The 25,725-nt window shown below is 62.5% G+C and carries 25 protein-coding genes; 7 read left to right on the top strand and 18 right to left on the bottom strand.

From position 1 onward, the window contains the following. Window positions 1-167: 167 nt before the first annotated feature. Window positions 168-2,228: an AsmA family protein gene (locus tag PSAKL28_RS23860; RefSeq protein WP_038615151.1), complete on the top strand. Its 2,061-nt coding sequence runs from the start codon at window positions 168-170 to the stop codon at window positions 2,226-2,228. 187 nt (window positions 2,229-2,415) lie between these two features. Next, window positions 2,416-3,306, top strand: coding sequence for an esterase/lipase family protein (locus PSAKL28_RS23855; protein ID WP_038615149.1), 891 nt, complete (start codon window positions 2,416-2,418; stop codon window positions 3,304-3,306). Here the strand turns inward: PSAKL28_RS23855 and PSAKL28_RS23850 are convergent. Next, window positions 3,287-4,183 carry a DMT family transporter gene (locus PSAKL28_RS23850; protein WP_038615147.1) on the bottom strand — a complete coding sequence of 299 codons (897 nt, stop codon included), beginning with the start codon at window positions 4,181-4,183 and terminating at the stop codon, window positions 3,287-3,289. The two genes, PSAKL28_RS23855 and PSAKL28_RS23850, sit on opposite strands and share 20 nt — an antisense overlap. A gap of 97 nt (window positions 4,184-4,280) precedes the next feature. Between PSAKL28_RS23850 and PSAKL28_RS23845 the strand changes: the two genes are divergently transcribed. Both PSAKL28_RS23845 and PSAKL28_RS23840 read left to right on the top strand, forming a co-directional pair. Next, window positions 4,281-5,081, top strand: a complete 801-nt coding sequence (locus PSAKL28_RS23845; protein ID WP_038615145.1) for an AraC family transcriptional regulator — start codon at window positions 4,281-4,283, stop codon at window positions 5,079-5,081. 46 nt (window positions 5,082-5,127) lie between these two features. Then, a complete protein-coding gene (locus tag PSAKL28_RS23840; protein ID WP_038615144.1) occupies window positions 5,128-6,135 on the top strand; it encodes an AI-2E family transporter in 1,008 nt (335 codons plus the stop codon). 78 nt (window positions 6,136-6,213) lie between these two features. Here PSAKL28_RS23840 and PSAKL28_RS23835 read toward each other — a convergent pair whose 3' ends face one another. Continuing rightward, window positions 6,214-7,479 (bottom strand): Hsp70 family protein, encoded by a 1,266-nt coding sequence (locus PSAKL28_RS23835; RefSeq protein ID WP_038615141.1) that lies wholly within the window; start codon window positions 7,477-7,479, stop codon window positions 6,214-6,216. 160 nt (window positions 7,480-7,639) lie between these two features. Between PSAKL28_RS23835 and cbpA the strand changes: the two genes are divergently transcribed. From cbpA to PSAKL28_RS23820, 3 genes are all read left to right on the top strand, one after another. Continuing rightward, complete coding sequence (cbpA, locus tag PSAKL28_RS23830; RefSeq protein ID WP_038615139.1) at window positions 7,640-8,587, top strand: curved DNA-binding protein; 948 nt, start codon at window positions 7,640-7,642, stop codon at window positions 8,585-8,587. A gap of 2 nt (window positions 8,588-8,589) precedes the next feature. Further along, window positions 8,590-8,895 carry a chaperone modulator CbpM gene (locus tag PSAKL28_RS23825; RefSeq protein WP_038615137.1) on the top strand — a complete coding sequence of 102 codons (306 nt, stop codon included), beginning with the start codon at window positions 8,590-8,592 and terminating at the stop codon, window positions 8,893-8,895. Between the two features lie 109 nt (window positions 8,896-9,004). After that, window positions 9,005-9,334: a thioredoxin family protein gene (locus tag PSAKL28_RS23820; RefSeq protein WP_038615135.1), complete on the top strand. Its 330-nt coding sequence runs from the start codon at window positions 9,005-9,007 to the stop codon at window positions 9,332-9,334. 104 nt (window positions 9,335-9,438) lie between these two features. Here PSAKL28_RS23820 and PSAKL28_RS23815 read toward each other — a convergent pair whose 3' ends face one another. From PSAKL28_RS23815 to PSAKL28_RS23740, 16 genes are all read right to left on the bottom strand, one after another. Then, the gene (locus PSAKL28_RS23815; protein WP_038615133.1) at window positions 9,439-9,960 is read right to left on the bottom strand and encodes a GNAT family N-acetyltransferase; all 522 of its coding nucleotides are present in this window, start codon (window positions 9,958-9,960) and stop codon (window positions 9,439-9,441) included. Between the two features lie 6 nt (window positions 9,961-9,966). Beyond that, on the bottom strand, window positions 9,967-10,500 hold the full coding sequence (locus PSAKL28_RS23810; RefSeq protein WP_038615131.1) for a GNAT family N-acetyltransferase: 534 nt from the start codon (window positions 10,498-10,500) through the stop codon (window positions 9,967-9,969). Between the two features lie 35 nt (window positions 10,501-10,535). Continuing rightward, the gene (gene urtE / locus PSAKL28_RS23805) at window positions 10,536-11,234 is read right to left on the bottom strand and encodes an urea ABC transporter ATP-binding subunit UrtE (RefSeq protein ID WP_038615129.1); all 699 of its coding nucleotides are present in this window, start codon (window positions 11,232-11,234) and stop codon (window positions 10,536-10,538) included. A 90-nt stretch (window positions 11,235-11,324) separates the two neighbouring features. Next, a complete protein-coding gene (urtD, locus tag PSAKL28_RS23800; RefSeq protein WP_038615127.1) occupies window positions 11,325-12,146 on the bottom strand; it encodes an urea ABC transporter ATP-binding protein UrtD in 822 nt (273 codons plus the stop codon). Window positions 12,147-12,181: 35 nt separating this feature from the next. Beyond that, on the bottom strand, window positions 12,182-13,261 hold the full coding sequence (urtC, locus tag PSAKL28_RS23795; RefSeq protein ID WP_038615125.1) for an urea ABC transporter permease subunit UrtC: 1,080 nt from the start codon (window positions 13,259-13,261) through the stop codon (window positions 12,182-12,184). After that, a complete protein-coding gene (gene urtB, locus PSAKL28_RS23790) occupies window positions 13,261-14,757 on the bottom strand; it encodes an urea ABC transporter permease subunit UrtB (protein WP_038615123.1) in 1,497 nt (498 codons plus the stop codon). Before urtB ends, urtC begins: the two co-directional genes overlap by 1 nt. A gap of 104 nt (window positions 14,758-14,861) precedes the next feature. Continuing rightward, complete coding sequence (gene urtA / locus PSAKL28_RS23785; RefSeq protein ID WP_038615121.1) at window positions 14,862-16,127, bottom strand: urea ABC transporter substrate-binding protein; 1,266 nt, start codon at window positions 16,125-16,127, stop codon at window positions 14,862-14,864. Window positions 16,128-16,331: 204 nt separating this feature from the next. Next, window positions 16,332-17,747 carry a D-serine/D-alanine/glycine transporter gene (cycA, locus tag PSAKL28_RS23780; RefSeq protein ID WP_096335690.1) on the bottom strand — a complete coding sequence of 472 codons (1,416 nt, stop codon included), beginning with the start codon at window positions 17,745-17,747 and terminating at the stop codon, window positions 16,332-16,334. Window positions 17,748-17,857: 110 nt separating this feature from the next. After that, entirely contained in the window at window positions 17,858-18,868 is a 1,011-nt protein-coding gene (locus PSAKL28_RS23775) for a FecCD family ABC transporter permease (RefSeq protein WP_038615119.1), read from the bottom strand. Then, the gene (locus PSAKL28_RS23770) at window positions 18,865-19,812 is read right to left on the bottom strand and encodes an ABC transporter substrate-binding protein (protein WP_038615116.1); all 948 of its coding nucleotides are present in this window, start codon (window positions 19,810-19,812) and stop codon (window positions 18,865-18,867) included. Before PSAKL28_RS23770 ends, PSAKL28_RS23775 begins: the two co-directional genes overlap by 4 nt. Further along, window positions 19,809-20,597 (bottom strand): ABC transporter ATP-binding protein, encoded by a 789-nt coding sequence (locus tag PSAKL28_RS23765; protein ID WP_038615114.1) that lies wholly within the window; start codon window positions 20,595-20,597, stop codon window positions 19,809-19,811. The genes PSAKL28_RS23770 and PSAKL28_RS23765 overlap by 4 nt, the downstream gene beginning before the upstream one ends. A 138-nt stretch (window positions 20,598-20,735) precedes the next feature. Next, the gene (locus PSAKL28_RS23760) at window positions 20,736-22,097 is read right to left on the bottom strand and encodes a PepSY-associated TM helix domain-containing protein (protein ID WP_038615113.1); all 1,362 of its coding nucleotides are present in this window, start codon (window positions 22,095-22,097) and stop codon (window positions 20,736-20,738) included. 58 nt (window positions 22,098-22,155) lie between these two features. Beyond that, window positions 22,156-24,222 (bottom strand): TonB-dependent copper receptor, encoded by a 2,067-nt coding sequence (locus tag PSAKL28_RS23755; protein ID WP_038615111.1) that lies wholly within the window; start codon window positions 24,220-24,222, stop codon window positions 22,156-22,158. Window positions 24,223-24,302: 80 nt separating this feature from the next. Continuing rightward, the gene (locus PSAKL28_RS23750; RefSeq protein WP_038615109.1) at window positions 24,303-24,737 is read right to left on the bottom strand and encodes a DUF2946 domain-containing protein; all 435 of its coding nucleotides are present in this window, start codon (window positions 24,735-24,737) and stop codon (window positions 24,303-24,305) included. A 19-nt stretch (window positions 24,738-24,756) separates the two neighbouring features. Continuing rightward, on the bottom strand, window positions 24,757-25,227 hold the full coding sequence (locus PSAKL28_RS23745; protein ID WP_038615107.1) for a copper chaperone PCu(A)C: 471 nt from the start codon (window positions 25,225-25,227) through the stop codon (window positions 24,757-24,759). 47 nt (window positions 25,228-25,274) lie between these two features. After that, window positions 25,275-25,661, bottom strand: coding sequence for a DUF2946 domain-containing protein (locus PSAKL28_RS23740; RefSeq protein ID WP_038615105.1), 387 nt, complete (start codon window positions 25,659-25,661; stop codon window positions 25,275-25,277). Window positions 25,662-25,725 lie beyond the last annotated feature (64 nt).

The following is a 25,725-nucleotide window of genomic DNA, read 5'->3' as shown; positions in this document are numbered from 1 at the left end:
TTTCAAGGCGGGGGTGGCAAGCCGGATTGATGGAAAACCGAGAAAAAAGTCAGGAAAAAAGCGAAATCACCCATCGCCAGTTAAACCCCTCGGCTTTTCAGCAGTCCGATGACTAAGTGCCATCAATACGCCCATTAGTGCTTTATGGGCGTCAGGAGAGTCATGCAATGACGCGTCCCGCCAGAATCCTCACCTGGACCTTTGCCAGCCTGCTGCTGGTCGTGACCTTACTGGTAATCGTCATCGCGACGTTCGACTGGAACCGGGTCAAGCCGACCCTCAATGCCAAGGTCTCCGAAGCGCTGCAGCGGCCCTTCGCTATCAACGGTAATCTCGCCGTGGTTTGGCAGCGCGAGCCGCAGCAGGGTGGTTGGCGGGCCTGGATTCCCTGGCCGCGCTTCATCGCCGAAGACCTGACCCTGGGCAACCCGGACTGGCTCAAGGAGCCACAGATGGCTGCTCTCAAGCGCGTCGAGTTTCGCCTGGCACCCTTGCCGCTGCTGTTCCAGCAAATCGTCATCCCGCGTATCGATCTCAACCAGCCCACCGCCACGCTCACGCGCCTGGCCGATGGGCGGGCCAACTGGACCTTCGATTTCGCTGCCAAGGATAAGCAGGCCGAGCCTTCCGGGTGGGCGCTGGATATCGGCGCCATCGGTTTCGACAAGGGCCAGGTCAGCCTTGACGACCAGACGTTGAAAACCAGCCTGGATATCGTTATCGATCCGCTGGGCAAGCCGATCCCGTTCGCCGACATTGTCGGCAAGGCCGCGGCGCAGAAAAGCGCCACCGCCCAGGCCTACGCCTTTGGCCTCAAGGTCAAAGGGCGCTACAAAGGCCAGCCACTTTCAGGCAGCGGCAAGATTGGCGGCCTGCTGGCGCTGCAGGATGCGAGCCTGCCGTTCCCGTTGCAGGCCGACATGCAGATCGCCGATACCCGTATCGCGCTGGCCGGCACCCTGACCGACCCGCGCAACCTGGGCGCTCTTGATCTGCGCCTGCGACTCTCGGGCGCGAGCCTGGGCAACCTGTATCCGTTGACGGGGGTGACCCTGCCGGATTCGCCGGCGTATTCCACCGATGGGCATCTGGTAGCCAAGTTGCATGAACCCGGTGGCGCACTGTTTCGCTACGAGGGCTTCAACGGCAAGATCGGTGACAGTGATATCCATGGCGACCTGACGTTCGTCTCCAGCCAGCCGCGGCCCAAGCTCAGTGGCAACCTGGTGTCCAATCAATTGCTGTTCAAGGACCTTGCGCCGCTGATCGGTGCCGACTCCAACGCCGAGCAGAAGGCTCGCGGCGGCGCCAGTAAGCAACCGGCAGGCAAGGTTCTGCCGGTCGAGGAATTTCGCACCGAGCGCTGGCGGAGCATGGACGCCGACGTGACCTTCAGTGGCAAGCGCATCGTGCACAACCAGGATTTGCCGTTCAACGACCTCTCCAGTCACTTTGTCCTCGATGATGGCGTGCTGCGCCTGGCGCCGCTGCATTTTGGCGTGGCCGGTGGCACCCTTGATGCTCAGATTCGCCTGGATGGCCGCACGGCGCCGCTGCAAGGCCGCGCCCAGCTCAGCGCGCGCGGTTTCAAGCTCAAGCAGCTGTTTCCGACCTTCGAACCGATGAAAACCAGCTTCGGTCAGCTCAATGGCGACGCCGACCTCAGTGGCCGCGGTAATTCGGTGGCGGCGTTGCTGGCCACTGCCAATGGCGACCTGAAGATGTTGATCAACGATGGCGCCATCAGCCGGGGCCTGATGGAAATCGCCGGGCTGAACGTGGGCAACTATGTGGTGGGCCAGCTGTTTGGTGACAAGGAAGTGAAGATCAACTGTGCAGCCGCTGATTTCGGTATCAAGGAGGGTTTGGCGACCACCCGCCTGTTCGTCTTCGACACCGAGAACGCAATCATCTATATCAATGGCACCGCCAACTTCGCCAGTGAGCAGCTGGACCTGAAGGTCAATCCCGAGTCCAAGGGCCTGCGCTTGTTCTCGCTGCGTTCGCCTTTGTATGTGCGTGGACCGTTTGCCAAGCCCAGCGCCGGCGTACAGGCGGTACCGCTGGCCTTGCGAGGGGCGGGTATGGTCGCGTTGGGGGTGGTGGTTGGCCCGGCGGCGGGCCTGCTGGCGTTGGTGGCACCTGGCGGTGATGTGCCGAATCAGTGCACGCCGCTGCTTGAGCAGATGAAGGCCGGGAAGGCGCCGCGGACGGTGAAGGCCGGTTAACAGCATCGCGGGGCAAGCCCGCTCCTACCAGGTGATCTCGGTGGGAGCGGGCTTGCCCCGCGATATCATCGGCGTGCCCTTCTTCCTGCGCGAGGACGCCTTCGAAGACGCGCCAGCAGTTCGATTGCGATTGCAACTGAAGTACCTGTAGGGTGGGCCGACTGTCCACGGAACGGAGACTGCAGCCATGGCCCAAGCGCTTGCCACGCGTTATCCACTGGTACTGGTGCCGGGCATGCTCGGCTTCGTCCGCCTGCTGCTCTATCCCTACTGGTTCGGCATTGTCTCGGCCTTGCGCCGGGGCGGGGCCAGGGTCTTTGCCATTCAGGTGTCGCCACTCAATGCCACTGAGGTGCGTGGCGAGCAGTTGTTGCAGATCATCGCCGACATCCGCCAACGCACAGGTGCCGACAAGGTCAACCTGCTCGGCCACAGCCAGGGTGCGCTGACGGCACGCTATGCGGCGGCCAGGCGCCCGGAATGGGTGGCGTCGGTGACTTCGATTGCCGGGCCCAATCACGGCTCGGAGCTGGCGGATTACCTGCTTGAGCATTACCCCGCCGATTCTGCCCGTGGGCGCTTGCTCAAGGCCCTGCTGCATGGCCTGGGGGTGTTGATGGGCTGGCTGGAAACCGGCTGGCGCGGACCAAAGCTGCCGATTGACGTGCACGCCTCGCACCATTCGCTGACCCGCGCTGGCGTGGCGTTGTTCAATCAGGCTTATCCACAGGGGCTGCCCAGCACCTGGGGCGGGGAGGGGCCCGCCGAGGTCAACGGCGTGCGTTACTACTCCTGGTCCGGCACCTTGCAGCCGGGGCTGACCGACAAGGGCCTGAACCGCCTGGACGGCAGCAATCGCTTCTGCCGTCTGTTTGCCCGGACCTTCATCCATGAGGCCGGGCAGTGTGACGGCATGGTCGGTCGCTACAGCTCGCACCTGGGCCAGGTGATCGGCGATGACTATCCGCTCGACCACCTGGACATCGTCAATCAGTCACTCGGTGCGGTGGGCAAGGGCGCCGACCCGGTGCGCCTGTTCACCGAGCATGCGGCGCGGCTCAAGGCTGCGGGGCTGTAACCGGGACCGGGCGGATGGGCGTTTTCCAGCGTTCAGCCAGAATCACCCCGGCCAGGGTCAACAGACCGCCGAACAGGTGATACCGTGCCAGCTGTTCATCGAGGACCACGGCGGCGATCACTGCGGTGATCGCAGGCAACAGGTTGAAAAACAGTGTGGTACGGCTGGGGCCCAGACGACTGACGGCCTGCATCCAGGTCAGTGGCGCGACCATCGAGGCCAGTACGCAGGCGTACAGCACCAGGCCGATATTGCCCGGGCCAAGGCCGGTTTTCTCGGAGAACAGGAACAGTGGGAACAACACAACAATCGCCACCAGCACCTGCAGATAGAGCAGCACGAGCGGGGCAAGGCGCAGCTGCCATTTTTTCAGCAAGGTGCTGTACAGCGCGTAGGCCAGGGTGGCGATCAGCATCAGTGCATCACCGCCATTGACCCCGTGTTGCAGCAAGGCGCCCAGATCACCCGCCGACACCACCACAAGCACCCCGACAAAGGACACCACGGCACCGATCAGCGCACCGAAGGTCAGGCGCTGGCCCAGGCTGATGATTGCCAGGGCCAGCGACATCAACGGCATCAGCGACAGGATGATGCCCATGTTGGTCGCGCTGGTGATGGCGGCGGCGAAGTAGGCCAGGCTCTGGTACACCGCCATGCCCAGCACGCCGAGGATGAAGATTTTGCCCAGGTTACGGCGGATTTCCGCCCAGTTGCGCAGCATCGGCCGTAGCAGGAACGGGGTGAACAACAGACCGGCCAGCAGCCAGCGGTAGAAACCGATCTCGGCGGGAAAAATCGCCCCGGCCGACATCTTGGTGACTACCGTGTTGCCGGCCCAGATCAGGATGGCCAGCAAAGGAAACGCATAATTCATGACGCAGGAACTCGTGTAGGTACAGGGCGCTATTATCCACTGTCTGTCTTGCTAGCTATACTTGCATCCAGACAACCTGCCCATCGATCCAGACAGCATGCAGCGCAAATACCTCAACATCCCGCAATTCACAGCCTTGCCGGCGCCGGTGTACTTCCGTTACGACGAGTTCGGGGCCGACACCCACAGTGCCGCGCACCGCCATGCCTGGGGCCAGCTCAATTATGCGGCCCACGGCATCATGCACCTGGAGATCGCCGGCCAGCGCTTTGTTTCGCCACCGCACTATGCCGTGTGGGTACCGCCGGACACCGAACACAGCTGCTACAACCCCCAGGCCATCGTCTACCGCTCGGTCTATCTGGACCGCGCCTTGTGCCAGGGATTACCGACGCAGCCCTGCACGCTGGTGATCAGTGAGATTCTCAAGGCCATCCTCGGCGACTTTGCCCGGCGCGACGTGAAGGTTCCCGAGGATGAAGCCGACCGCCGCCTGGCTCAGGTGCTGGTCGACCAGCTGCGCCTGGCCCCGACCCAGACCTGCTTTCTGCCCTATGCCCGCAGCGCCGGCCTGGACGGCGTATTGCAGGCCTTGCACGCTGAGCCCGGGGACAACCGGCCGTTGGCCGACTGGGCGGCGAGTGTGCATGTCAGTGAGCGCACCCTGGCCCGGCAGTTTCTGCGCGAGCTGGGCATCAGCTTTGGCGAATGGCGCCTGCGTCTGCGCTTTCTGCGGGCCATTGATGCGCTGGAGCAGAACCTGCCGATCCAGCAGATTGCCTTCGACCTTGGCTACAGCAGCCCCTCGGCTTTTATCGCCATGTTTCAGCGTCATGCCCACTGCACGCCTGAGCAATATCGGCGTCAGGCCCGCACTGCCACTATGCCTGCCCGGTGAAGGCTGGCAGACTGCGTTTTTTCCTGCAGTTGCCCCTTGAGGTTGTATGACCTTTACCCCGCGCCAGATCAAAATGGCCAGTTGGATCATCGTCTTCGCCGGCCTGTTGCTGGCGTTGCCGCTCAAGCTGTTGCCGAGCCTGCTGGCAGGCCTGCTGGTGTTCGAACTGGTCAACATGCTTACCCCCAAACTGCAGCACCTGATCGCCGGCGAGCGCGCGCGCTGGCTGGCGGTGGCATTGCTCGGCACCCTGGTGGTCAGCACCCTGACCCTGGTGTTTGCCGGTGCGATCAGTTTTCTCCTGCACGAAGCCGAGAATCCTGGCGCCTCGCTGGACAAGTTCATGCTCTTGGTGGATCAGGCCCGTGGCCAGTTACCGCCGTTCGTCGATGCCTACCTGCCGGCCAGCGCGGCGGAGTTCAAGGTCGCCATTGGCGAGTGGCTGAAGACCCATCTGGGTGAACTGCAACTGGTCGGCAAGGGCGCGGCGCACATGTTCGTCACCCTGCTGATCGGGATGATCCTCGGGGCCATCGTCGCCTTGCAGCGCATCCCGGATATTTCCCGGCGCAAGCCGTTGGCCGCGGCGCTGTTCAATCGCCTGGCGCTGCTGGTCCAGGCGTTTCGCAACATCGTCTTCGCGCAGATCAAGATTTCCCTGCTCAACACCTTTTTCACCGGGATCTTCCTGGCCGTGGTGTTGCCGATGTTCGGCGTGCACCTGCCGCTGACCAAGACCCTGATCGTGCTGACCTTCCTGCTGGGCCTGTTGCCGGTGATCGGCAACCTGATGTCCAACACCCTGATCACCATCGTCGGGCTGTCGCTGTCGATCTGGGTGGCGATGGCGGCGCTGGGCTATCTGATTGTTATCCACAAGGTCGAGTACTTCCTCAACGCGCGGATTGTCGGCGGGCAGATCAGCGCCAAGTCCTGGGAACTGTTGTTGGCGATGCTGGTGTGTGAGGCGGCGTTCGGGTTGCCGGGGGTGGTGGCGGGGCCGATCTACTATGCCTACCTGAAGAGCGAGCTGCGCCAGGCTGAGCTGGTGTGAAGTCTGATCGCGGGGCAAGCCCGCTCCCACCGGATTTTCACTATCCCTGTGGGAGCGGGCTTGCCCCGCGATAGTTTTTCAGCCGTACCGCTTGCGAGCCTCAATGGCCAAACCACTACCGATACTGCCGAAGATGTTGCCTTCAACATGCCGCGCATTCGGCAGCATGGCCGCCACGCTCTGGCGCAGCGCCGGAATGCCGCTGGAACCACCGGTGAAGAACACCGTATCAACCTGGGCAACGCCGACACCGGCCTTGTTCAGCAGCTCGCTGACACTGCCACGCACGCGCTCGAGCAGGTTGTCGATCGATTCTTCGAATAGCGCCCGGGTCAGCTCGACGCTCAACCCCGACTCAACCCGCTTGAGATCGACCAGGCGGCGCTCGTTGTGGGTCAGTTCGATCTTGGTTTCTTCCACTTCCATCGCCAGCCAGTGACCGGCGCGCTGTTCGATCAGCTTGAACAGGCGGTCGATGCCGTCGGTGTCTTCGATGTCGTAACGCATGCTGCCCAGGGCCAGCTGGGATTTTTGCGAGTACACCGAGTTGATCGTGTGCCAGGTGGCCAGGTTCATGTGGTGGCTGGTCGGCATGAAGGCGCCGCTTTTCATCCGGCTGCCATAGCCGAACAGCGGCATCACGCCCTGCAGGCTCAATTGCTTGTCGAAGTCGGTACCGCCGATGTGCACACCGCCGGTAGCGAGAATGTCGGCGTGGCGATCATCGAGCATGTGCCGTTCAGGCGCCAGGCGCACCAGGGAGAAGTCCGAGGTACCACCGCCGATGTCGACGATCAGTACCAGCTCTTCGCCCTGAATGTTTGACTCGTAGTCGAAGGCCGCGGCAATCGGCTCGTACTGGAAGGAGACTTCCTTGAAGCCGATTTTGCGGGCCACTTCGGCCAGGGTGTCTTCGGCTTCCTGGTCGGCGGCCTGGTCGTCATCGACGAAATGCACCGGGCGACCCAGCACCACTTCATCGAAGGCTCTGCCCGCATTGGCTTCGGCGCGTTTTTTCAGCTCGCCGATGAACATGCCCAGCAGGTCCTTGAACGGCAGCGCGGTGCCGAGCACGCTGGTGTCGTGCTTGATCAGCTTGGAACCCAGCAGGCTCTTGAGCGAGCGCATCAGCCGGCCTTCGTAACCTTCGAGGTATTCGTGCAGGGCCAGCCGGCCGTAGACCGGGCGGCGCTCCTCGATGTTGAAGAACACCACCGACGGCAGGGTGATCTTGCCGTCTTCCAGGGCGATCAACGACTCCACGCCCGGGCGATGCCAGCCGACGGTGGAGTTGGAGGTGCCGAAGTCGATGCCGCAGGCACGGGCCGGGGATGCGTCACTCATGGGTTGTACTTCCAGCGGAAAAACGGCCGCGCAGTTTATGCCAGTGGCCAGCAGAATCAAGACCGATTATCTGCTTTACAGCAAACCCAAGGGCACCTTGAAAGGCTATGCTTGACCCCAATCTTCAGAAGCATTGAACAACTTTACGGTGATTCCTTAGATGGACTTCAAAGACTATTACAAGATACTGGGCGTAGAGCCGACTGCGGACGACAAGGCGATCAAGACCGCCTACCGCAAGCTTGCGCGCAAGTATCACCCCGACGTCAGCAAAGAGCGCGACGCCGAGGAAAAATTCAAAGAGGCCAATGAAGCCTACGAGGCCTTGAGCAGCCCGGAAAAACGCGCTGAGTACGACGAACTGCGCAAATACGGCCAGCACGGCCGGCCCTTCCAGGGCCCGCCAGGCTGGGAAAGCCGCAGTTCCGGCGGTTTCGAAGGCGGCGATTTTTCCGACTTCTTCAGCTCGATCTTCGGTGCGCGTGGTGGCAACGGCAATCCTTTTGGCCGCGGCCAGCAACGTAGCAGCGGTCGGCGAGGGCAGGACGTGGAAATGGAACTGGCGATTTTCCTAGAGGAAACCCTGTCCGCGGAATCGAAGCAGATCAGCTTCCAGGTCCCGCAACACAACGCCAATGGCCAGCGTACCGGCTTCACCACCAAGACCCTGAACGTGAAGATCCCGGCCGGGGTCAGCGATGGCGAGAAGATCCGCCTCAAGGGCCAGGGTGCACCGGGGATCGGCGGTGGCGCCAACGGCGACCTGTTCCTGACCATTCGCATGGCACCGCATCCGCTGTTCGATGTCGAAGGTCATGACCTGATCATCACCGTGCCGCTGGCGCCCTGGGAAGCGGCGCTGGGTACCAAGGTGGCGATGCCGACCCTGACCGGCAAGGTCAACCTGACCATCCGTCCGGACAGTCAGAACGGCCAACGCCTGCGGATCAAAGGCATGGGCCTGAGTAACAAGCAGGGCCAGCGTGGCGACCTGTACGCACAGTTGAAAGTGGTGATGCCGAGCCAGTCCGATGCTGCCGCCCGCGAGCTGTGGACCAAGCTGTCGGAGCAGGCCGCGTTCAATCCGAGGACACAATGGAGTAGCTGACCATGAGCAGTACCCTGATCGTTCAACTGGACATGCAGACCCTCTGTCAGGAAGCCGATCTGCCGGCGGCCTACGTGATCGAAATCGTCGAACACGGCATTGTCGAGCCTTCCGGGCGAACGCCGGAAGACTGGCTGTTTGACGATCAGGCACCGGTGCTGGCCAAGCGCGCGGCCAAGCTGCATCACGATCTGCACCTGGAGTGGGAAGGGGTGGCGCTGGCCCTGGAGTTGTTGGAGGAGGTTCAGCAGCTGCGTAGTGAGAACAGTATGCTCAGGCAACGCTTAGCGCGGTTTGTACAGGGGTGAAAATACGCTAGGGCTACCTAGTATTTTTGTCAGTAGACGAGTTTTTTGATAGCTCGTAGCGTAATGGCCTGGGCATGCCCATGTGTCCAATTCGCCAGGAGCAACCAAAATGGCAGTGAAAATTTTGAGTCACTCGGATTTTGCCGATCAGGTTTTGAAGTCTAGCAAGCCGGTAGTGGTTGAGTTTTATAGGTACAAAGCTGACGGCAGCGAAAACGCCAGCAAGAGAGCAAGTGTGTATGTTGATGAGTGGGCTGCATCTGAGGGCAGAGCAACATTTTTTCGTATCTCTTTAACTGAAGCGATTCAACTTGCCAAGACCTACGATGTCCAGTCTGCTCCTACGTTGGTCTATTTCAGCGGTGGCGAAAAAAAGAATGAATTGGTTGGTTACTACAACGATGAGCGGCCGAAAAGTATGTTGGCCAAATTGCTTTGAGCTTGTTCATTTTTGTGTGCTCTCGTTGAGCGCTTTGTTAGCCAAGCCTACTCTGAAAGGGCTTTCATTGCCCTGCAGGAGTGAGCTTGGCCTGCACTGAATTCCTAAAGTAATTTGTAATACAACGCCGTCGGCCGATAAGTGCCATCCGGCCCGCAGGCGTATTCCGGAATTTCCCCCGCCTTGATATACCCCAGCGACTGATAGAACGCCTCCGCCCCCGACCCCGCCTCGGTATCTAGATACAACGTATTACGCTGTTTCTGCCGCGCCGCCGCTTCCAGGGCCTGTATCAGTTGCAACCCCAGTCCGCGGCGCCGCGCCGCACTGTGCACCAGCAGCTTCTGCACTTCGGCGCGTTTCAAGCCATTGAGCTTCTGGCACAGCCCCAACTGCACACTGCCCAGCACTTCCTTGTCTTTGCCGACCACCCACAGCAGCAGCTCGCCGCTGACCAGGCGCTGTTTCACTTCATCGAGATAGCTGTTGGCCTGCTGTGTATCGAGGTCCGCCAGAAAGCCCACCGAAGCGCCGTGCGCGACGGCATCCAGCAACAGCGCCATCAGGCCGTCGCGGTAGTAGGCAAAGCCTTCAGCGGTGACACGATTGAGTTGCGCTGCATTCATGGAACTTCACTCCGTTGAGCGTGGGGGCGCGCCGGGGTTGAGGATCAACTGCATAAATGTCAGGTCGAGCCAGCGACCGAACTTCACCCCGACCTGAGGCATCTGCCCGTTTAAGGTGAAACCCAGACGCTCGTGTAAACGGATCGAGGCGGTATTACCGCTTTCGATGGCAGCGACCAACACATGCTTGTCACAGGCGCGTGCGCGCTCGATCAAGGCCGCCATCAGTTTCGGGCCCAGACCGTTGCCGCGCTGGTCGCTGCGGATGTACACCGAGTGCTCGACGGTATGGCGAAAGCCTTCGAAGGGCCGCCAGTCGCCGAATGAAGCATAGCCAAGCACGTCGTTGCCTGCGGCTGCGTCCACCGCTACCAGGATCGGGTAGCGCTGGGCCTGGCGGGCGTCGAACCAGGCCTGGCGATTGGCTAGATCAACGGGTTGTTCATTCCAGATCGCCGTGGTGTTGAGCACGGCGTCGTTGTAGATGTCGCGAATGCCCGGCAGATCGGCAGTTTCGGCATCACGAATCAGGTAAGTCATGGCAGGTTCTCGAACGTCTACGAAGTGTTGTCAGGTTAAATGGTTACCAGCCCGCGCACACCTTCGGCTTCCATGTTTTCACCGCGTCCGGCCTGGACGATTTCGCCGCGGGACATCACCAGGTACTGGTCGGCAAGTTCGGCGGCAAAGTCGTAGAACTGCTCGACCAGAAGGATGGCCATGTCGCCACGGGCGGCCAGTTTGCTGATGACTGCGCCGATTTCCTTGATCACCGAGGGCTGGATGCCTTCGGTTGGCTCATCGAGGATCAGCAGGCGTGGCTGACTGGCCAGGGCGCGGCCGATCGCCAGTTGCTGTTGCTGGCCACCGGAGAGGTCACCGCCACGGCGATGTTTCATTTGCAGCAGTACCGGGAATAGTTCGTAGATGAACGGCGGGACGCTTCTGGCCTGGCTGGCGCTGAAGCGCGACAGGCCCATCAGCAGGTTCTCTTCGACGCTCAGGCGCGGGAAAATCTCCCGGCCCTGGGGGACATAGGCGATACCGGCTTGCACCCGTTGATGCGGCTTGAGTGCGGTGATGGCCTGGCCCTCCCAGTGCACGCTGCCTTCACGGGTGGGCAGCAGGCCCATCAGGCAGCGCAGCAGGGTGGTCTTGCCGACGCCGTTGCGGCCCAGAAGGCAGGTCACTTCGCCGACCCTGGCCTCGAAAGACAGACCGCGCAGGATGTGGCTGCCGCCGTAGTATTGGTGCAGTGAGTCGATTTTCAGCATGGTGTTGTCCTTGGTTGGCCTTTTCGCGGGGCAAGCCCGCTCCCACCGAGCCCCCCCTGTGGGAGCGGGCTTGCCCCGCGATGCTTTAAATTACCTACCCAGATAAACCTCAATAACCCGATCCTCAGCCTGCACCTGTTCCAGCGAACCCTCTGCCAGCACACTACCCTGGTGCAGCACGGTGACATGGTCGGCAATGCTGCCGACAAAGCCCATGTCGTGCTCGACCACCATCAGTGAGTGCTTGCCGGCCAGGCCCTTGAACAGTTCGGCGGTGAACTCGGTTTCAGCGTCGGTCATGCCCGCCACCGGCTCGTCGAGCAGCAGCAGTTGCGGGTCTTGCATCAACAGCATGCCGATCTCCAGGAATTGCTTCTGGCCGTGCGAGAGCAAACCAGCCGGGCGTTGAGCAGAGGCGGTCAGGCGAATGGTGTGGAGGATTTCGTCGATACGGTCCCTTTGTTCACCACTCAGGCGTGCAATCAGGCTGGCGAGTACCGACTTGTCGGCCTTCTGCGCCAGTTCCAGGTTCTCGAACACACTCAAGGCCTCGAACACCGTCGGCTTCTGGAACTTGCGCCCGATGCCGGCCTGGGCGATCTGTACTTCGCTCATGCGCGTCAGGTCGAGGGTATCGCCGAACCAGGCCTTGCCGCTGCTGGGGCGGGTCTTGCCGGTGATCACATCCATCAGGGTGGTTTTACCCGCGCCGTTAGGGCCGATGATGCAGCGCAATTCGCCGACGCCGATGTACAGATTCAGCGCATTGAGTGCCTTGAATCCGTCGAAGCTGACGCTGATGTCCTCCAGCGTCAGAACGGTACCGTGGCGGGCATCCAGGCCTGCGCCGCGCACCTGGCCAAGGCCGATGGCATCGCGGCCGCTGCCGGCGTCGAGGATCGGTTCGAGCATGAATTCCGGGTGCACCGGTGGCAGTGGTATGGCTCTCATTGCTCGCCCCTTTTCTTCAGCAGTCCGACTACGCCTTTGGGCAGGTACAAGGTGACCACAATGAACAGCGCTCCCAGGCAGAACAGCCAGTACTCGGGAAACGCCACGGTGAACCAGCTCTTCATGCCATTGACCAGACCGGCGCCGAGCAACGGGCCGATCAGGGTGCCGCGCCCACCGAGGGCCACCCACACGGCGGCTTCGATGGAGTTGGTCGGCGACATTTCACTGGGGTTGATGATGCCCACCTGCGGTACATACAGCGCACCAGCCAGGCCGCAGAGCACGGCGCTGAGCACCCAGACGAACAGCTTGAAACCACGCGGGTCGTAGCCACAGAACATCAGCCGGTTCTCGGCGTCGCGCAGCGCGGTCAGCACCCGGCCGAACTTGCTCCGGGCCAGGCGCCAGCCGAGGTACAGGCTGACCACCAGCAGCGCGACGGTCAGCAGGAACAGCACCGCGCGGGTGCTTTGCGCAGTGATCGGAAAACCGAGGATGCTGCGAAAGTTGGTAAAGCCGTTGTTGCCGCCAAAACCGGTCTCGTTGCGAAAGAACAAGAGCATGCCGGCGAAGGTCAGGGCCTGGGTCATGATCGAGAAATACACGCCCTTGATCCGCGAGCGGAAGGCGAAGAAGCCGAACACCAACGCCAGCAATCCGGGCGCCAGCACCACCAGGCACAGGGCCCAGGCAAAGTGCTGGGTGCCGGCCCAGTACCAGGGCAGTTCGGTCCACGACAGGAAGGTCATGAACGCCGGCAGGCCATCGCCCGCCGCCTCGCGCATCAGGTACATGCCCATGGCATAGCCGCCGAGGGCGAAGAACAGCCCGTGACCCAGCGACAGCAATCCGGCATAGCCCCAGACCAGATCCAGTGCCAGGGCGACAATGGCGTAGCAGAGAATCTTGCCGACCAGGGTCAGGGTATAGGCCGAGACCTGTAGGCCATGGCCGTCGGGTAGCAACGACAACAACGGCAGGGCCAGCAGCACCAGCAGGACAACAGCAGCAATGGCCACCGTCCAGCGCGGGCCGGCTTTCTGGCTGGCGGTAACAAGCAGAGGCTGGTTCATCAGTCGATTACCCGTCCCTTGAGGGCGAAGAGGCCTTGCGGGCGTTTCTGGATGAACAGAATAATCAGCGCAAGGATGAGGATCTTGCCGAGCACCGCACCGATCTGCGGCTCCAGCAGTTTGTTGGCTATCCCCAGGCCGAAGGCGGCCCAGAGGCTACCGGCCAGTTGCCCGACGCCGCCGAGCACCACCACCAGGAAGGAATCGATGATGTAGCTCTGGCCCAGGTCCGGGCCGACGTTGCCGATCTGGCTCAGGGCCACGCCGCCGAGCCCGGCGATGCCCGACCCGAGGCCAAAGGCGAGCATGTCCACGCGCCCGGTGGGCACGCCGCAGCAGGCGGCCATGTTGCGGTTCTGGGTGACGGCACGCACGTTCAGGCCCAGGCGCGTACGGTTGAGCAGCAGCCAGGTCAGCAACACCACGAACAGGGCGAAGCCGATGATCACCATGCGGCTGTAGGGCAGGACCAGGTTCGGCAGCACCTGAATACCGCCGGAGAGCCAGCCCGGGTTGGCCACTTCGACGTTCTGCGCGCCAAACAGCAGGCGGATGGCCTGGATCAGGATCAGGCTGATGCCCCAGGTCGCCAGCAGGGTTTCCAGCGGGCGACCGTACAAGTGACGGATCACCGTGCGTTCCAGCAGCATGCCGACCCCGGCACTGACGGCGAAGGCCACCGGCAGGGCAATCAGCGGATAGAACTCGATGGCGCTTGGTGCGTAGCGCTGGATCAGCACCTGCACCACATAGGTGGCGTAAGCGCCGAGCATCAGCATCTCGCCGTGGGCCATGTTGATCACCCCGAGCAGGCCGAAGGTGATTGCCAGGCCCAGGGCGGCCAACAGCAGGATCGAGCCCAGCGACAGGCCGCTGAAGGCCTGGCCGAGTAGTTCACCGACCAGCAGCTTGCGCTTGACCTGGGCCAGGCTGGTTTCGGCGGCGGTGCGGACACTGGCGTCGGTTTCTACGCCAGGTTCAAGCAGCGATTCGAGGCGGGTGCGGGCCATCGGGTCGCCGGTTTCACCGAGCAGACGTACGGCGGCCAGGCGTACGGCTGGGTCGCTGGCTGCCAGTTGCAGGTTGGCCAGGGCCAGGCCGAGGGCTGCGTGCACGGCGGCATCGGTTTCAGTGGCGAAGCGTCGGTCGAGGAAGGCGACTTGTGGCGGCTGGGCGCTTTTTTGCAGCTGTTGGGCGGCGGCCAGACGCACCTTGGCGTCGTCGCTGAGTAATTGATGGCTGGCCAGGGCGTTATCGACGAGCCCGCGCAGGCGATTGTTCAGGCGCAGCTTGCGGTTGTCGCTGGCGCTGAGGCGGCCCTGCTGCAGGGAAGTCAGCAGTTCCAGGCGAGCCGGGTCGGGTTGTGCTGCCCAGTCCTGAAGCAGGCGGGCCTGGTCGTTGGCCTTGGCGGCGATGAAGTAGTCGGCATCGCTGGCCTGGGCGGCCAGGGGCAGCAGTAGAAGACTGAGGAAAAGGTACAGGAGAGCCTTGGGCATGACGGTTTCCTTGTGGGGTGCTTTGGGGCCTCTTCGCGGGGCAAGCCCGCTCCCACCGGGGTTGTGTATCCCCCCTGTGGGAGCGGGCTTGCCCCGCGATGAACTCAGTTACCCTTCACCGCATAATCCGGCCGCTTGTCATTACCCGGAATGAACGGGCTCCACGGCTGCGCCCGCAGCGGCTGCTCGGTCTCCCAGACCACATTGAACTGCCCGTCATCCTGGATCTCGCCGATCATCACCGGCTTGTGCAGGTGGTGGTTGGTCTTGTCCATGGTCAGGGTGTAACCCGACGGTGCCTTGAAAGTCTGCCCGGCCAGGGCTTCGCGAACCTTGTCGACATCGGTGGTGCCAGCCTTCTCGACTGCCTGGGCCCACATGTGGATACCGACGTAGGTGGCTTCCATCGGATCGTTGGTCACCGCCTTGTCGGCGCCCGGCAGGTTCTTGGCCTTGGCGTAGGCTTTCCAGTCGGCGACGAACTGGCTGTTGACCGGGTTGTCCACCGACTCGAAGTAGTTCCATGCTGCCAGATGCCCCACCAACGGCTTGGTGTCGATCCCGCGCAGTTCTTCTTCACCCACGGAGAAGGCCACCACCGGCACGTCGGTGGCTTTCAGACCCTGGTTGGCCAGTTCTTTGTAGAACGGCACGTTGGAGTCGCCGTTGACCGTGGAGATCACCGCCGTCTTGCCGCCTGCCGAGAACTTCTTGATGTTGGCGACGATGGTTTGATAGTCGCTGTGGCCAAACGGCGTGTACACCTCTTCGATGTCCTTGTCGGCCACGCCCTTGCTGTGCAGGAAGGCGCGCAGGATCTTGTTGGTGGTGCGTGGATAGACATAGTCGGTGCCGAGCAGGAAGTAGCGCCTGGCCGCGCCGCCGTCTTCGCTCATCAGGTACTCCACCGCCGGGATCGCCTGCTGGTTCGGCGCGGCGCCGGTGTAGAAGACGTTCGGCGACATTTCTTCGCCTTCGTACTGCACCGGGTAGAACAGCAGGCCGTTGAGCTCTTCGAACACTGGCAGCACCGACTTGCGTGACACCGAGGTCCAGCAACCGAACACCACCGCGACCTTGTCCTGAGTCAGCAGCTGGCGGCCTTTCTCGGCGAACAGCGGCCAGTTCGACGCCGGGTCGACCACCACCGGTTCCAGCAGCTTGCCGTTGACGCCACCCTTGGCGTTGATCTGCTCGATGGTCATCAAGGCCATGTCCTTGAGCGAGGTCTCGGAAATCGCCATGGTCCCGGACAGCGAATGCAGGATGCCGACCTTGATGGTCTCGGCGGCCTGAATGCTCCAGCTAAGACCCATCGCCGCGATGGACGCGCTGAGGGTGAAGGCCTTGATCAGACTGCGACGCTTCATAGTGCTCTCTCCGTTGAGTTCGAATGTGCGGGTAAGGCAGATGGCGACTTCGGGAGAGAGCTTTAGCAAGGGCTGTGCCGGAACCGCCGAGGGCTCTGGCACGGGCATTGAGCGGCGTGGAGGCGAATACTTGCACCGGCCTGGGGCTGAACGGGGGAGGCGGTGCAGCCGGTTGCGCCGCGCTGGTGCGCAACCGGCTGGGGGTCAGTTCTGCTGGGTTGCCAACGCTTGGCGATTGCGCCGCACGAACTGATAGGTCACGGCCAGCAACAGGAACCACAGCGGCGTGACGATCAATGCCTGACGGGTGTCGCTCTCCAGGCTCAGCAGCACCAGGATGAAGGCGAAGAAGGTCAGGCACACGTAGCACATCAAACGTCCGCCGGGCATCTTGTACTTCGACGCCTGATGCAGGGCCGGGCGGTTTTTGCGGAAGCTCAGGTACGACAGCAGGATCAGGGTCCAGACGAACATGAACAGGATCGCCGACACCGTGGTCACCAGGGTGAAGGCTTCGATCAGGTCCGGAATCACGTACATCAGCGCCGCGCCGAGCAACAGGCAGGTGCAGGAGAAGTACAAGCCGTTGGCCGGTACCTTGCGGCTGGACAGGTGCTCGAAGCTGCGCGGCGCATCGCCTTGCTGGGCCAGGCCGAACAGCATGCGGCTGGTGGAGAACACGCCGCTGTTGGCCGAAGAGGCGGCCGAGGTCAGCACCACGAAGTTGATGATGCTCGCCGCCGCAGGCAGTCCCGCCAGCACGAACAGTTCAACGAACGGGCTCTTGCCCGGCACCACGTCACGCCATGGTGTCACCACCATGATGGTGATCAGCGCCAGGACGTAGAAGATGATGATCCGCACCGGAATCGAGTTGATTGCACGCGGCAGGGTGCGCTCGGGGTTCTTCGCCTCGGCGGCAGTGGTACCCACCAGCTCGATACCGACGAAGGCAAACACGGCAATCTGGAAGCCGGCGAAGAAGCCCATCAGGCCATGGGGGAACATGCCGTCATCGTTCCACAGGTTGGCCAGGTTGGCGGTACGTCCGGCTGGCGATTCGAAGCCGACCAGGACCATGTACAGGCCAGTGCCGACCAGGGCGAGAATCGCAACGATCTTGATCATGGCAAACCAGAACTCGATCTCGCCGAACATCTTCACCGTGATCAGGTTCAGCGACAGCAACAGGCCGACACACGCCAGCGCCGGCGCCCACTGCGGCAGATCGGGAAACCAGAACTGTGAGTAGGCGGAGATGGCAATGACGTCGGCGATACCGGTGATGATCCAGCAGAACCAGTAGGTCCAGCCGGTGAAATAGCCCGCCCAGGGACCGAGCAGGTCGGCGGAGAAGTCGATGAACGACTTGTATTCCAGGTTCGACAGCAGCAGTTCGCCCATGGCGCGCATGACGAAGAACAGCATGAAGCCGATGATCATGTAGACGAAGATGATCGACGGGCCGGCGAGGCTGATGGTCTTGCCCGAGCCCATGAACAGCCCGGTGCCGATGGCGCCACCGATGGCGATCAGCTGAATATGGCGGTTGGAGAGGCTGCGTTCGAGGTGTTCGTGTTCGTCAGGCGTGGGGTGTTGCGGGGACAGGTTCGCGGTCATAGGCTCGGCATTCCGTTCAGTACAGTTCTCTTGTGCGCGCTAGGCTAACACGCGCCTTCCTGGCGCAACCGCGACAATACGTCTCAAGACCAAAGCGTGGTTGACGGTGATCAACGCTTGCGCATCAAGCCGATAAAGAACAGGCCGCCGATGGCTGCGGTGGCGATACCGATGGGCAGGTCCTCCGGCGAAATCAGCGTGCGCGCGGCCACATCGACCCAGATCAGGAACAGGCTGCCGAGCAGCAGGCACACCGGCAGCAGGCGCGTGTGTTCGGCACCGACCAGGCGCCGGGCAATGTGCGGGACCATCAGGCCGACAAAGCCGATGGAACCACTGATCGCCACCAGCACCCCAGTCAGCAGTGAGCAGATCAGGAAGGCCACCAGGCGCACCGAGCGCGCATTCAAGCCGAGGGTCACCGCCGTCTGTTCGCCAGCCATCAGCGCATTCAGCGCGCGGGCCATGCCCAGCAACAGGGTCAGGCCCAGCAGCACGCTGATGGCCGGGATCGGCAGCAGCTCCCAGCGCGCCAGGCCCAGGCCGCCGAGCATCCAGAACATCACCGCGGAGCTGGCGCGGTGGTCGCCGAGAAACAGCAACAGGTTGGCGATGGCCATCATCACAAAGGCCACCGCCACGCCGCACAGCAGCAGGCGGTCGCTGTCCAGGCGGCCATGGCGGCTGGCAATCGCCAGCACCAGCAGCATGCTGCACAGGGCGCCGACAAAGGCGGCCAGCGGCAAGGTCAGCACGCCGAGTACTTCACCGATGTGCAGCACCACCAGCACCGCACCGAGCGTGGCACCGGAGGTTACGCCGAGCAGGTGCGGGTCGGCCAAGGGATTGCGCGTCGTTGCCTGCAGCACCGCACCGATCATTGCCAGGCCACCACCGACCAGTGCTGCCAGGAGCATGCGCGGCACGCGGATAAGCCAGACGATATGTTCCTGGCCGGTGCTCCAGGCGGGGGCTTCGGGGGCAATGCCGAAGACCTTGAACAGCAGCACCCGCCATACCACCTCGACTGGTACCGGCGCGGCGCCAAAACCCAGCGACACCACGCAGGACACCAGCAGCAGGCCAATCAGCCCGAGCAACAGCAGGCGATAGCGGCTCATGTGTCGTGCAGGCCGGCGGCGATGACTTCGATGGCCTCGACGTTTTCCAGGCTCGGCGTGGCGCCGACGTAGGGAATCACCACGAAGCGCTTGTTGCGGATTGCCGCCACTGATTGCAGGGCCGGGTGCTGTTCGAGGAATGCCTGCTTCTGCGCGGCGCTGATTTCGCCATAGTCGACGATGACAATCACTTCAGGGTTGCGCTCGACCACGCTCTCCCAGTTCACCCGCGTCCAGCTGGCCTCGATATCGTCCAGTACGTTGCGGCCACCGGCAGCGTCGATCAGCGCTTGCGGCATGCCCAGGCGCCCGGAGGTCATGGCGCGGTCTTCGCCGCTGTCATACAGGAACACCCGTGGGCGCTGTGCGGGCAGTTGTTGCTGCACGACAGCGATGCGCTGCTGCATCTGGCCGATCAACTGCTCGGCGCGGTCCTGCACGTCGAAGATCCGGCCCAGGTTGCGCAGGTCGTTGTAGGTGTCGTCGAGGCTGGCTGCCGGACGCTTCATGACGAAGGCACAGGACTCGGTCAATTCGTACACCGGGATGTCCAGCGGCGCCAGGGTCTGCGGGGTCAGGTCGCCGCCGACGCGCATGCCGTAGTCCCAGCCGGCGAAGAAGAAGTCGACATTGGCGTTGAGCAGGGTTTCCACCGACGGGTACTTGCTGGCCAGCTCCGGCAGGCCAGCGAGTTCTTTGCGCAGCTCAGGAGTGACCGCCTTCCAGCCGCTGACACCGCTGTAGCCGACCATGCGCTGGCGCAGGCCGAGGGCGAGCATCATCTGGGTCATGTTGATGTCGTGACTCAGGGCATGCGTCGGGGCCTTGTTGAAGGTCACCTGGCGGTTGCAGCTCTGGATGGTCAACGGGTACTGGGTCGCCTGGGCGAAGGCGCTGCTGCTGGCGAGCAGGCCCAGCAGCATAAGCAGGGTGGTTCGAATCATCGCTGGGTTATCCAGGTAAGGCGTGGGTGGTCGGCGAGCGGGTGGCGGTCGATCAGTGCCTGTACCCCGAAGACCTCGTGCAGCAACTCGGTGGTGAGCACTTCGCTCGGCGTGCCGCTGGCGACGATGCGCCCGTGGTCCAGCACATACAGGCGATCACAGAAAGCGGCGGCCAGATTCAGGTCATGGATGCTCGCAAGGGTGCCGATACCCAGGCACCGTACCTGCTGCAACAGCTCCAGCTGATAACGCGGATCGAGGTGGTTGGTCGGCTCGTCGAGGATCAACAGTTGCGGCTGCTGAACCAGCGCGCGGGCGAGAATTACCCGCTGCTTTTCACCTCCTGACAGGCTGGCAAAACTGTGGTCGTCGAAACCCTCCAGACCGACCGCCTGCAGTGCGGATTTGACCAAACGGCGGTCTTCGTCGTTGTCGCCGTCGAACAGGCCCTTGTGCGGCGTGCGACCCATGGCGACGACTTCCTCGACGTTGAGGCCGAAGGCATCGGGAAATTCCTGCAGGACCACAGCGATACGCTGGGCACACCAGCGCGGCGATTGCCGCCACAGGTCGTGTTGATCCAGACACACCTGGCCACGCTCGGGCTTGTTGAAGCGATAAGCACAACGCAGCAGGCTGGTCTTGCCGCTGCCGTTGGGGCCGATCAGGCCGACGAACTCCCCCGCCCTGACCTGCAGATCGACCGCGCGCAGCTGGAACTGGTGATGACAATGGCCGTGGCCCAGGGGCGACCAGTGCAGGTCGCTGATACTCAGGGTACTCATGACAGTCCTGGCGAAAGCGGGCGCGTATGTTAGCAGCTGCCTGTGCAGGGGGGCAGTCGGTGGGAGCGGGCTTGCCCCGCGATTGCGGTTTGTCAGCCATATCGCATCGCGGGGCAAGCCCGCTCCCACAGGCGCACGTCAGGCTACTTTCAGTTTCCGTGACAACACTCCCCAGTCCAACACCCAAACCGCAAGCAGCGAAATGCCCACCAATGGAAATGCCACCCCTAACCCAATCATGATCACGATTGCAGTCTTCCAGCGCGGCAGGTCATGACGCAGTGGCGGTACGCCAAGACCACCTTCGGGACGACGCTTCCACCACATCACCAGCCCGCTGACCGAGCCCAGCAGGATCATCAGGCACACCAACAGAATGATGATCTGGTTGAGCGCACCGAACATCTTGCCCTCATGCAGCATCACCCCAAGCTCGGTGGCGCGGGCAACGTTGTTGTAATCCTGCCAGCGCACATCCACCAGGACCTTGCCGGTGTACTGGTCGACATGCAGGGTGGCGTCGTTGCGTGGGTCGTCGGCGAATACGGCAATGGTGTATACGCCGTCGGCGCTGGTCGGCAGGGTGATGCTGTAGCCGGGTTCGATCGCGCGGGTGCTGGCCAGGTCCTGGACTTGCTGCAGGCTGACTTGCGGGGCCGCCGGTGCACTTGCCCCCATGCTGTGCCCGACATGTTCGGCATGCGCGCCCGACTGCGGTATGGGGGTGTTTTCCATGGCCCAGGGTACGGTCTGGCGCGTTGCGCTGTTGAGCTCGCGAGCCTGTTGATCGGACTTGGGCACATCGTTCCACATCGCTGCCGGGAAGGTGTTCCAGACATCGGCATAGTGTTTGCCCCAGAAACCGGTCCAGGTCATGCCGCTGAGCAGCATCAACAGCAGCAGGGCCGAACCCCAGAACCCGGTGACCGCGTGCAGGTCGCGCCATAGCAGGCGTCCGCGGGCATTCAGGCGTGGCCAGAGCACGCCGGCGCTAAGCTTGCCGCGCGGCCACCAGAGGTACAGACCGGACACCACCAGGACGATGCCCCAGCCTGCGGCCAGCTCCACCAGACGATCGCCGACGGTGCCGATCATCAGCTCGCCATGCAGGGCACGGGCGACCGCTTGCAGGTTGCTTTTCGCGTCTTGCTCGCCCAGCACGTTGCCGTCGTAGGGGTTGATGAACACATTCAGTTCACGACCTGCATCCTGAACCACAAACTGCGCGCTACGGTCGGCGGCCACCGCTGGCAGGTACTGGCTGACCTGGCCCTTGGGGTAAACCTGGTGCACTTGCTGCAGCAAGCTGTCGGCGCTTTGTGTGTGGTGCCCGGCCTCGACCACCATCAAGTCGCGGTAGAGCAACGGATCAAGCTGCGGTTTGAACAGATAGATGATCCCGGTAATCGCCAGCAGGATCATGAACGGGGCGACGAACAGCCCAGCATAAAAGTGCCAACGCCAGGCCAGGTTGTAAAAACTGATCGGCGGTTTGCTCATGGTGTGCTCCCATGTTGTGCAGAGAAGGCGCGATCGCTGATCGCGCCCCGGTGATGGATCAGAAACTCAGGTCGACTTTGGTCCAGAGCGTGCGCCCCGGCTCATTGATGGCCTGTGGATCGCTCGCGGGATAACCAAAGCCGGCATTACCCGCCAGGTTCAGATGTTCGGCGTAAGCCTTGTCGAACAGGTTGTCGACCCCCGCACTGAGCTTCAGGTGCGTGCTGACCTTGTAGCTGCCATTGAGCGAAAACACCCCGAAACCCGCGCTTTTTTCATAGTCCTTGCCGACCACGTTGCCGTAGCCCTCGGCGACGCGGTTCTGCGCGGCGACGAGCCGCCACAACGCCCCGGCGCTCCAGTCGTCGCGGCTGTAGGTCAGCCCCAGGCGGCTCTCCAGGGGTGGCATCTGTGGTAGCGCCGTGCCATCACTGCTGTTCTTGCCCCAAGCGTAGGCCAGGGTTGCGTCGGCTTTCCAGTTGGAGGTCAACATATACGCTGCCCCCAGTTCGCCTCCCATGATCCGCGCGTCGACGTTCTGCGCCCGCGAGCTGCTCTTGCCCATCATGTTCGTGCGGTAGTCGAAGAGGATGTAGTCGCGGATCTGTCCGACATAGCCTGACGCCCAGGCTTGCAGATTTTCGTTCTGGTACTGGATGCCGAAGTCCAGCTGGGTGGTTTTCTCCGGTTTGATGCTGTCGAAGGCATTGACCGAACCGGCTGGCCCCGATTTGGGCGAGAACAGCTCCCAGTAGTCGGGGAAGCGCTCGGCATGGCCGAGGCCAACGTAGGTGGTGGCAGGGATCTCGACGAGGTCATGCTCGTAGCGGACAAAACCGCTGGGCAGGGTGTCTGCGCGTGTATCGCCGTTGGTGGCGCTGGTTTCCCGGTAGTCCTTGGCCGAGGCACGGTCCAGGCGCGCGCCGGTGATCACGCGGTCCTGCTCGGCGGCATACCAGGTCAGTTCGCCGAACGCGCCGTAGTTGTGGAAGTCGGCGTCTTTGGTCCAGGGCATCTCCTTGTGCACGTCAATGCCCATGCCGCCGCGCTTGCGGTGTTCGTTGGTCTGCGCATCGACGCCGGCGATCAATTGCAGCTCGCTCCAGCGCCAGGTGCCCTTGATCCGGCCGCCCAGGGTGCGGCGGTCGACGTTGCTGACCATCGGCATACCCATCATCCCCGTGCCCGAGGGCGTGCGCAGGGTGTAGTTGTCCATCACGTGGTCGGCGTAGTTGTAGTAGACCTGGGCTTCAAGCTTGTCCCAGACCTCGCCAATGTTGGACTTCTCAAAGCGCAGGCCGAGGCTTTCGCGCTTGAACTGCGAGCCGTCCATGCCGCGCCCGGCGTAACGGGCTTCGCCGTCGCCCTTGCCGGCCGTGAGTTCCACCAGGGTGTCGGCATCGGGTGTCCAGCCCAGGGCCACGTCGCCATTCCACTTGTCCCAGCGCGACGGCACGGTGTCGCCATTGCCGTCTTCGTAATCATCCGAGTGCGATTGGTTGCCGACAAAGCGTACGTAGCCAAGCGCGTTGCCCGCAGCGGTGTCGACGACTTTGTCGAAGCGGCCGTTGGAGCCGGCCAGCAGGCTGGCGTTGACCCGGCTGCCCAGCTCACCGAATTTCTCCGGGTCACGGTCAAAGAGGATGGTTCCGGCCGATGCGCCTGGGCCCCAGATCACGCTTTGCGGGCCTTTGATCACGGTCAGGCGATCATAGGTTTCCGGCGAGATGTAAGAGGTGGGGGCGTCCATCCGGTTGGGGCAGGCGCCGAGCATCACGCCGCCGTTGGTGAGGATGTTCAGGCGCGAGCCGAACATGCCGCGCAGTACCGGGTCGCCATTGGTGCCGCCGGCGCGGATCGCGGAAAAGCCGGGGATGGTTTTCAGGTAGTCGGCGCCATCGCTGGCCGGCACCGGTTGGCGTGGGTCCTTGGGGTTGGTGACGATGGTCAGGGGCGAGCTGGGGGCGACGGCGGTGATCACCGTCGGGCTCAGTTCGGGGGCGTCGTGAGCGTGCTCGTCATGCGGCTGGCTGGCGGCCAGGGCGAAAGGGCTGAGCAGGGTGCCGCAGATCACGGCGAGGGTCCCGCGCAGGGACAAACGAAAGACAGCAGTACAGCTGGACATAGTGATTCCAACATCGATCAGTCATGAAGGCGCGCAAGGTCAGCGGCAAGGTGCCGGAGCCTTGAGTGCGGAAAGTGTTTTCAGACAGCGATGAAGGACGGTGGGGCGCGGGTTCGGGCCCCGGGGAAAACAGTCTGCCGGGCATGGCCCTGGCGGGGCTGGACGATCAGGCTGCTGCTGGCAGGCGCCGCTTCGGTATTGAGCAGGCTCAGGGCCTGCGGCAGTGCCGGGCAGTGGAAGAACAGGCTGCAGTAGCCACATTTCTCCCAGATCACATGCAGCGATGGACTGCTGTTGTGATGGCTGTCGCCATGGCAATCAGCGCTGCTGTCCATGCTCATGGACATGCTCATGCCCATGTCTTTCGACATGGCACGGTGATCCATCGGCATCGACTGGGAAACCAGTGGGCCGATAAAGATCATCAACATGGCGAACAGGCTCAGCCAGCTGCCGCGCACCCTTCTGGAGTCAGGGCGCGCGTGGCGGGTGAGGCTGCTGCGGGCGATGCTCATGGCGAGCAGCGTTCAGCGGTCAGTGATTGTGTACTTCACCTTCGGGCGCTTGCTTCTGCACCGTGACTTCGACGGTGATATCGCCTGCGTTCTTGAAATGCAGGGTCAACGGGAAGCGCTTGCCGTCAGTCAGCAGGCTGCGGTCTTTGGGTTGCATCAGCATCACGTGGTAGGCACCGGGGGCGAACACCAGGTCTTTGCCTGGGGCCACTTCGACGCTCTGTACCTGCTGCATTTTCATCAGGCCGTCTTTGTGCACATGCTCATGCAACTGGGCATCGTCGCTGATCGGGCTGTCGACACGGAGCAGCGTATCGGCGGCAGTACCGTTGTTATGGATGACGAAGTAGGCAGCAACGTTAGGGGCGTTGGGCGGCAGTTCCTGCGACCACGGATGGGCGATATGCAGATCACCCTTGGTGTATTCGTGGGCAGTGGCAAAGGTTGCCGGCAGCAACAGGGCGGCCAGCAGCAGGGCGTTCTTGAACATGGTGATTCTCCAGTCGATTCAGGTTCGCAGCAGTGAGCGTAGTGAAATCAGGCCAGAGGGGAGGCGCGCGGATTCAGCGCCGGCCACAGCTGACGCGGGGTCGGCTGGTTGGCGCTGAGCAGGATCCTGGGCGGTGCAAAGTCCTGGGCAGGCAGCAGCAAGCGTGGCGGATGCCCTGGCAGTGCCAACAGTGGCGCGGCCCCGGAACAGCACCAGCAATGCTGCATGGTCGAGTGGTCATCGTTCTGTTGGCTGCCGTCCGGCGAGCCTAGAGAAATGGCGATCAGCTTGGTGCCGCCAGTGGAGCAGAACGCGCCCCAGAGCAACTGTTCGCTCTGGCTTTTTGGCGCGGCAGCGGACAACGGCATGGCCAGCAGATTGAACAGCACTGCAAAGCAGGCGATCCAGGCATGGGCAAGCCGATGTGATGGCATGGAGAGATCCGGTCAGGAATCGAATGGTGGCTATTTAGCCAGAGTTGAAAGTATATGTAAAAAA

It is taken from the genome of Pseudomonas alkylphenolica, from assembly GCF_000746525.1.
GTDB lineage: Bacteria > Pseudomonadota > Gammaproteobacteria > Pseudomonadales > Pseudomonadaceae > Aquipseudomonas > Aquipseudomonas alkylphenolica.
Note: the sequence above shows the minus strand (reverse complement) of the source record. Positions and strands in the feature narration are given on the sequence as shown.

What these genes read in the sequence shown, in the direction of transcription:
- PSAKL28_RS23855 (WP_038615149.1), top strand. Translation starts at nt 2,416, where the DNA reads ATGGCCCAAGCGCTTGCCACGCGTTATCCACTGGTACTGGTGCCGGGC.
- PSAKL28_RS23840 (WP_038615144.1), top strand. Translation starts at nt 5,128, where the DNA reads ATGACCTTTACCCCGCGCCAGATCAAAATGGCCAGTTGGATCATCGTC.
- PSAKL28_RS23740 (WP_038615105.1), bottom strand. Translation starts at nt 25,661, where the DNA reads ATGCCATCACATCGGCTTGCCCATGCCTGGATCGCCTGCTTTGCAGTG.
- PSAKL28_RS23765 (WP_038615114.1), bottom strand. Translation starts at nt 20,597, where the DNA reads ATGAGTACCCTGAGTATCAGCGACCTGCACTGGTCGCCCCTGGGCCAC.
- urtA (WP_038615121.1), bottom strand. Translation starts at nt 16,127, where the DNA reads ATGAAGCGTCGCAGTCTGATCAAGGCCTTCACCCTCAGCGCGTCCATC.
- urtE (WP_038615129.1), bottom strand. Translation starts at nt 11,234, where the DNA reads ATGCTGAAAATCGACTCACTGCACCAATACTACGGCGGCAGCCACATC.
- urtD (WP_038615127.1), bottom strand. Translation starts at nt 12,146, where the DNA reads ATGCTCGAACCGATCCTCGACGCCGGCAGCGGCCGCGATGCCATCGGC.
- PSAKL28_RS23750 (WP_038615109.1), bottom strand. Translation starts at nt 24,737, where the DNA reads ATGAGCATCGCCCGCAGCAGCCTCACCCGCCACGCGCGCCCTGACTCC.
- PSAKL28_RS23860 (WP_038615151.1), top strand. Translation starts at nt 168, where the DNA reads ATGACGCGTCCCGCCAGAATCCTCACCTGGACCTTTGCCAGCCTGCTG.
- PSAKL28_RS23770 (WP_038615116.1), bottom strand. Translation starts at nt 19,812, where the DNA reads ATGATTCGAACCACCCTGCTTATGCTGCTGGGCCTGCTCGCCAGCAGC.
- PSAKL28_RS23820 (WP_038615135.1), top strand. Translation starts at nt 9,005, where the DNA reads ATGGCAGTGAAAATTTTGAGTCACTCGGATTTTGCCGATCAGGTTTTG.
- PSAKL28_RS23760 (WP_038615113.1), bottom strand. Translation starts at nt 22,097, where the DNA reads ATGAGCAAACCGCCGATCAGTTTTTACAACCTGGCCTGGCGTTGGCAC.
- PSAKL28_RS23825 (WP_038615137.1), top strand. Translation starts at nt 8,590, where the DNA reads ATGAGCAGTACCCTGATCGTTCAACTGGACATGCAGACCCTCTGTCAG.
- PSAKL28_RS23850 (WP_038615147.1), bottom strand. Translation starts at nt 4,183, where the DNA reads ATGAATTATGCGTTTCCTTTGCTGGCCATCCTGATCTGGGCCGGCAAC.
- cycA (WP_096335690.1), bottom strand. Translation starts at nt 17,747, where the DNA reads ATGACCGCGAACCTGTCCCCGCAACACCCCACGCCTGACGAACACGAA.
- urtC (WP_038615125.1), bottom strand. Translation starts at nt 13,261, where the DNA reads ATGAACCAGCCTCTGCTTGTTACCGCCAGCCAGAAAGCCGGCCCGCGC.
- PSAKL28_RS23745 (WP_038615107.1), bottom strand. Translation starts at nt 25,227, where the DNA reads ATGTTCAAGAACGCCCTGCTGCTGGCCGCCCTGTTGCTGCCGGCAACC.
- PSAKL28_RS23810 (WP_038615131.1), bottom strand. Translation starts at nt 10,500, where the DNA reads ATGACTTACCTGATTCGTGATGCCGAAACTGCCGATCTGCCGGGCATT.
- cbpA (WP_038615139.1), top strand. Translation starts at nt 7,640, where the DNA reads ATGGACTTCAAAGACTATTACAAGATACTGGGCGTAGAGCCGACTGCG.
- PSAKL28_RS23835 (WP_038615141.1), bottom strand. Translation starts at nt 7,479, where the DNA reads ATGAGTGACGCATCCCCGGCCCGTGCCTGCGGCATCGACTTCGGCACC.
- PSAKL28_RS23845 (WP_038615145.1), top strand. Translation starts at nt 4,281, where the DNA reads ATGCAGCGCAAATACCTCAACATCCCGCAATTCACAGCCTTGCCGGCG.
- PSAKL28_RS23815 (WP_038615133.1), bottom strand. Translation starts at nt 9,960, where the DNA reads ATGAATGCAGCGCAACTCAATCGTGTCACCGCTGAAGGCTTTGCCTAC.
- PSAKL28_RS23775 (WP_038615119.1), bottom strand. Translation starts at nt 18,868, where the DNA reads ATGAGCCGCTATCGCCTGCTGTTGCTCGGGCTGATTGGCCTGCTGCTG.
- urtB (WP_038615123.1), bottom strand. Translation starts at nt 14,757, where the DNA reads ATGCCCAAGGCTCTCCTGTACCTTTTCCTCAGTCTTCTACTGCTGCCC.
- PSAKL28_RS23755 (WP_038615111.1), bottom strand. Translation starts at nt 24,222, where the DNA reads ATGTCCAGCTGTACTGCTGTCTTTCGTTTGTCCCTGCGCGGGACCCTC.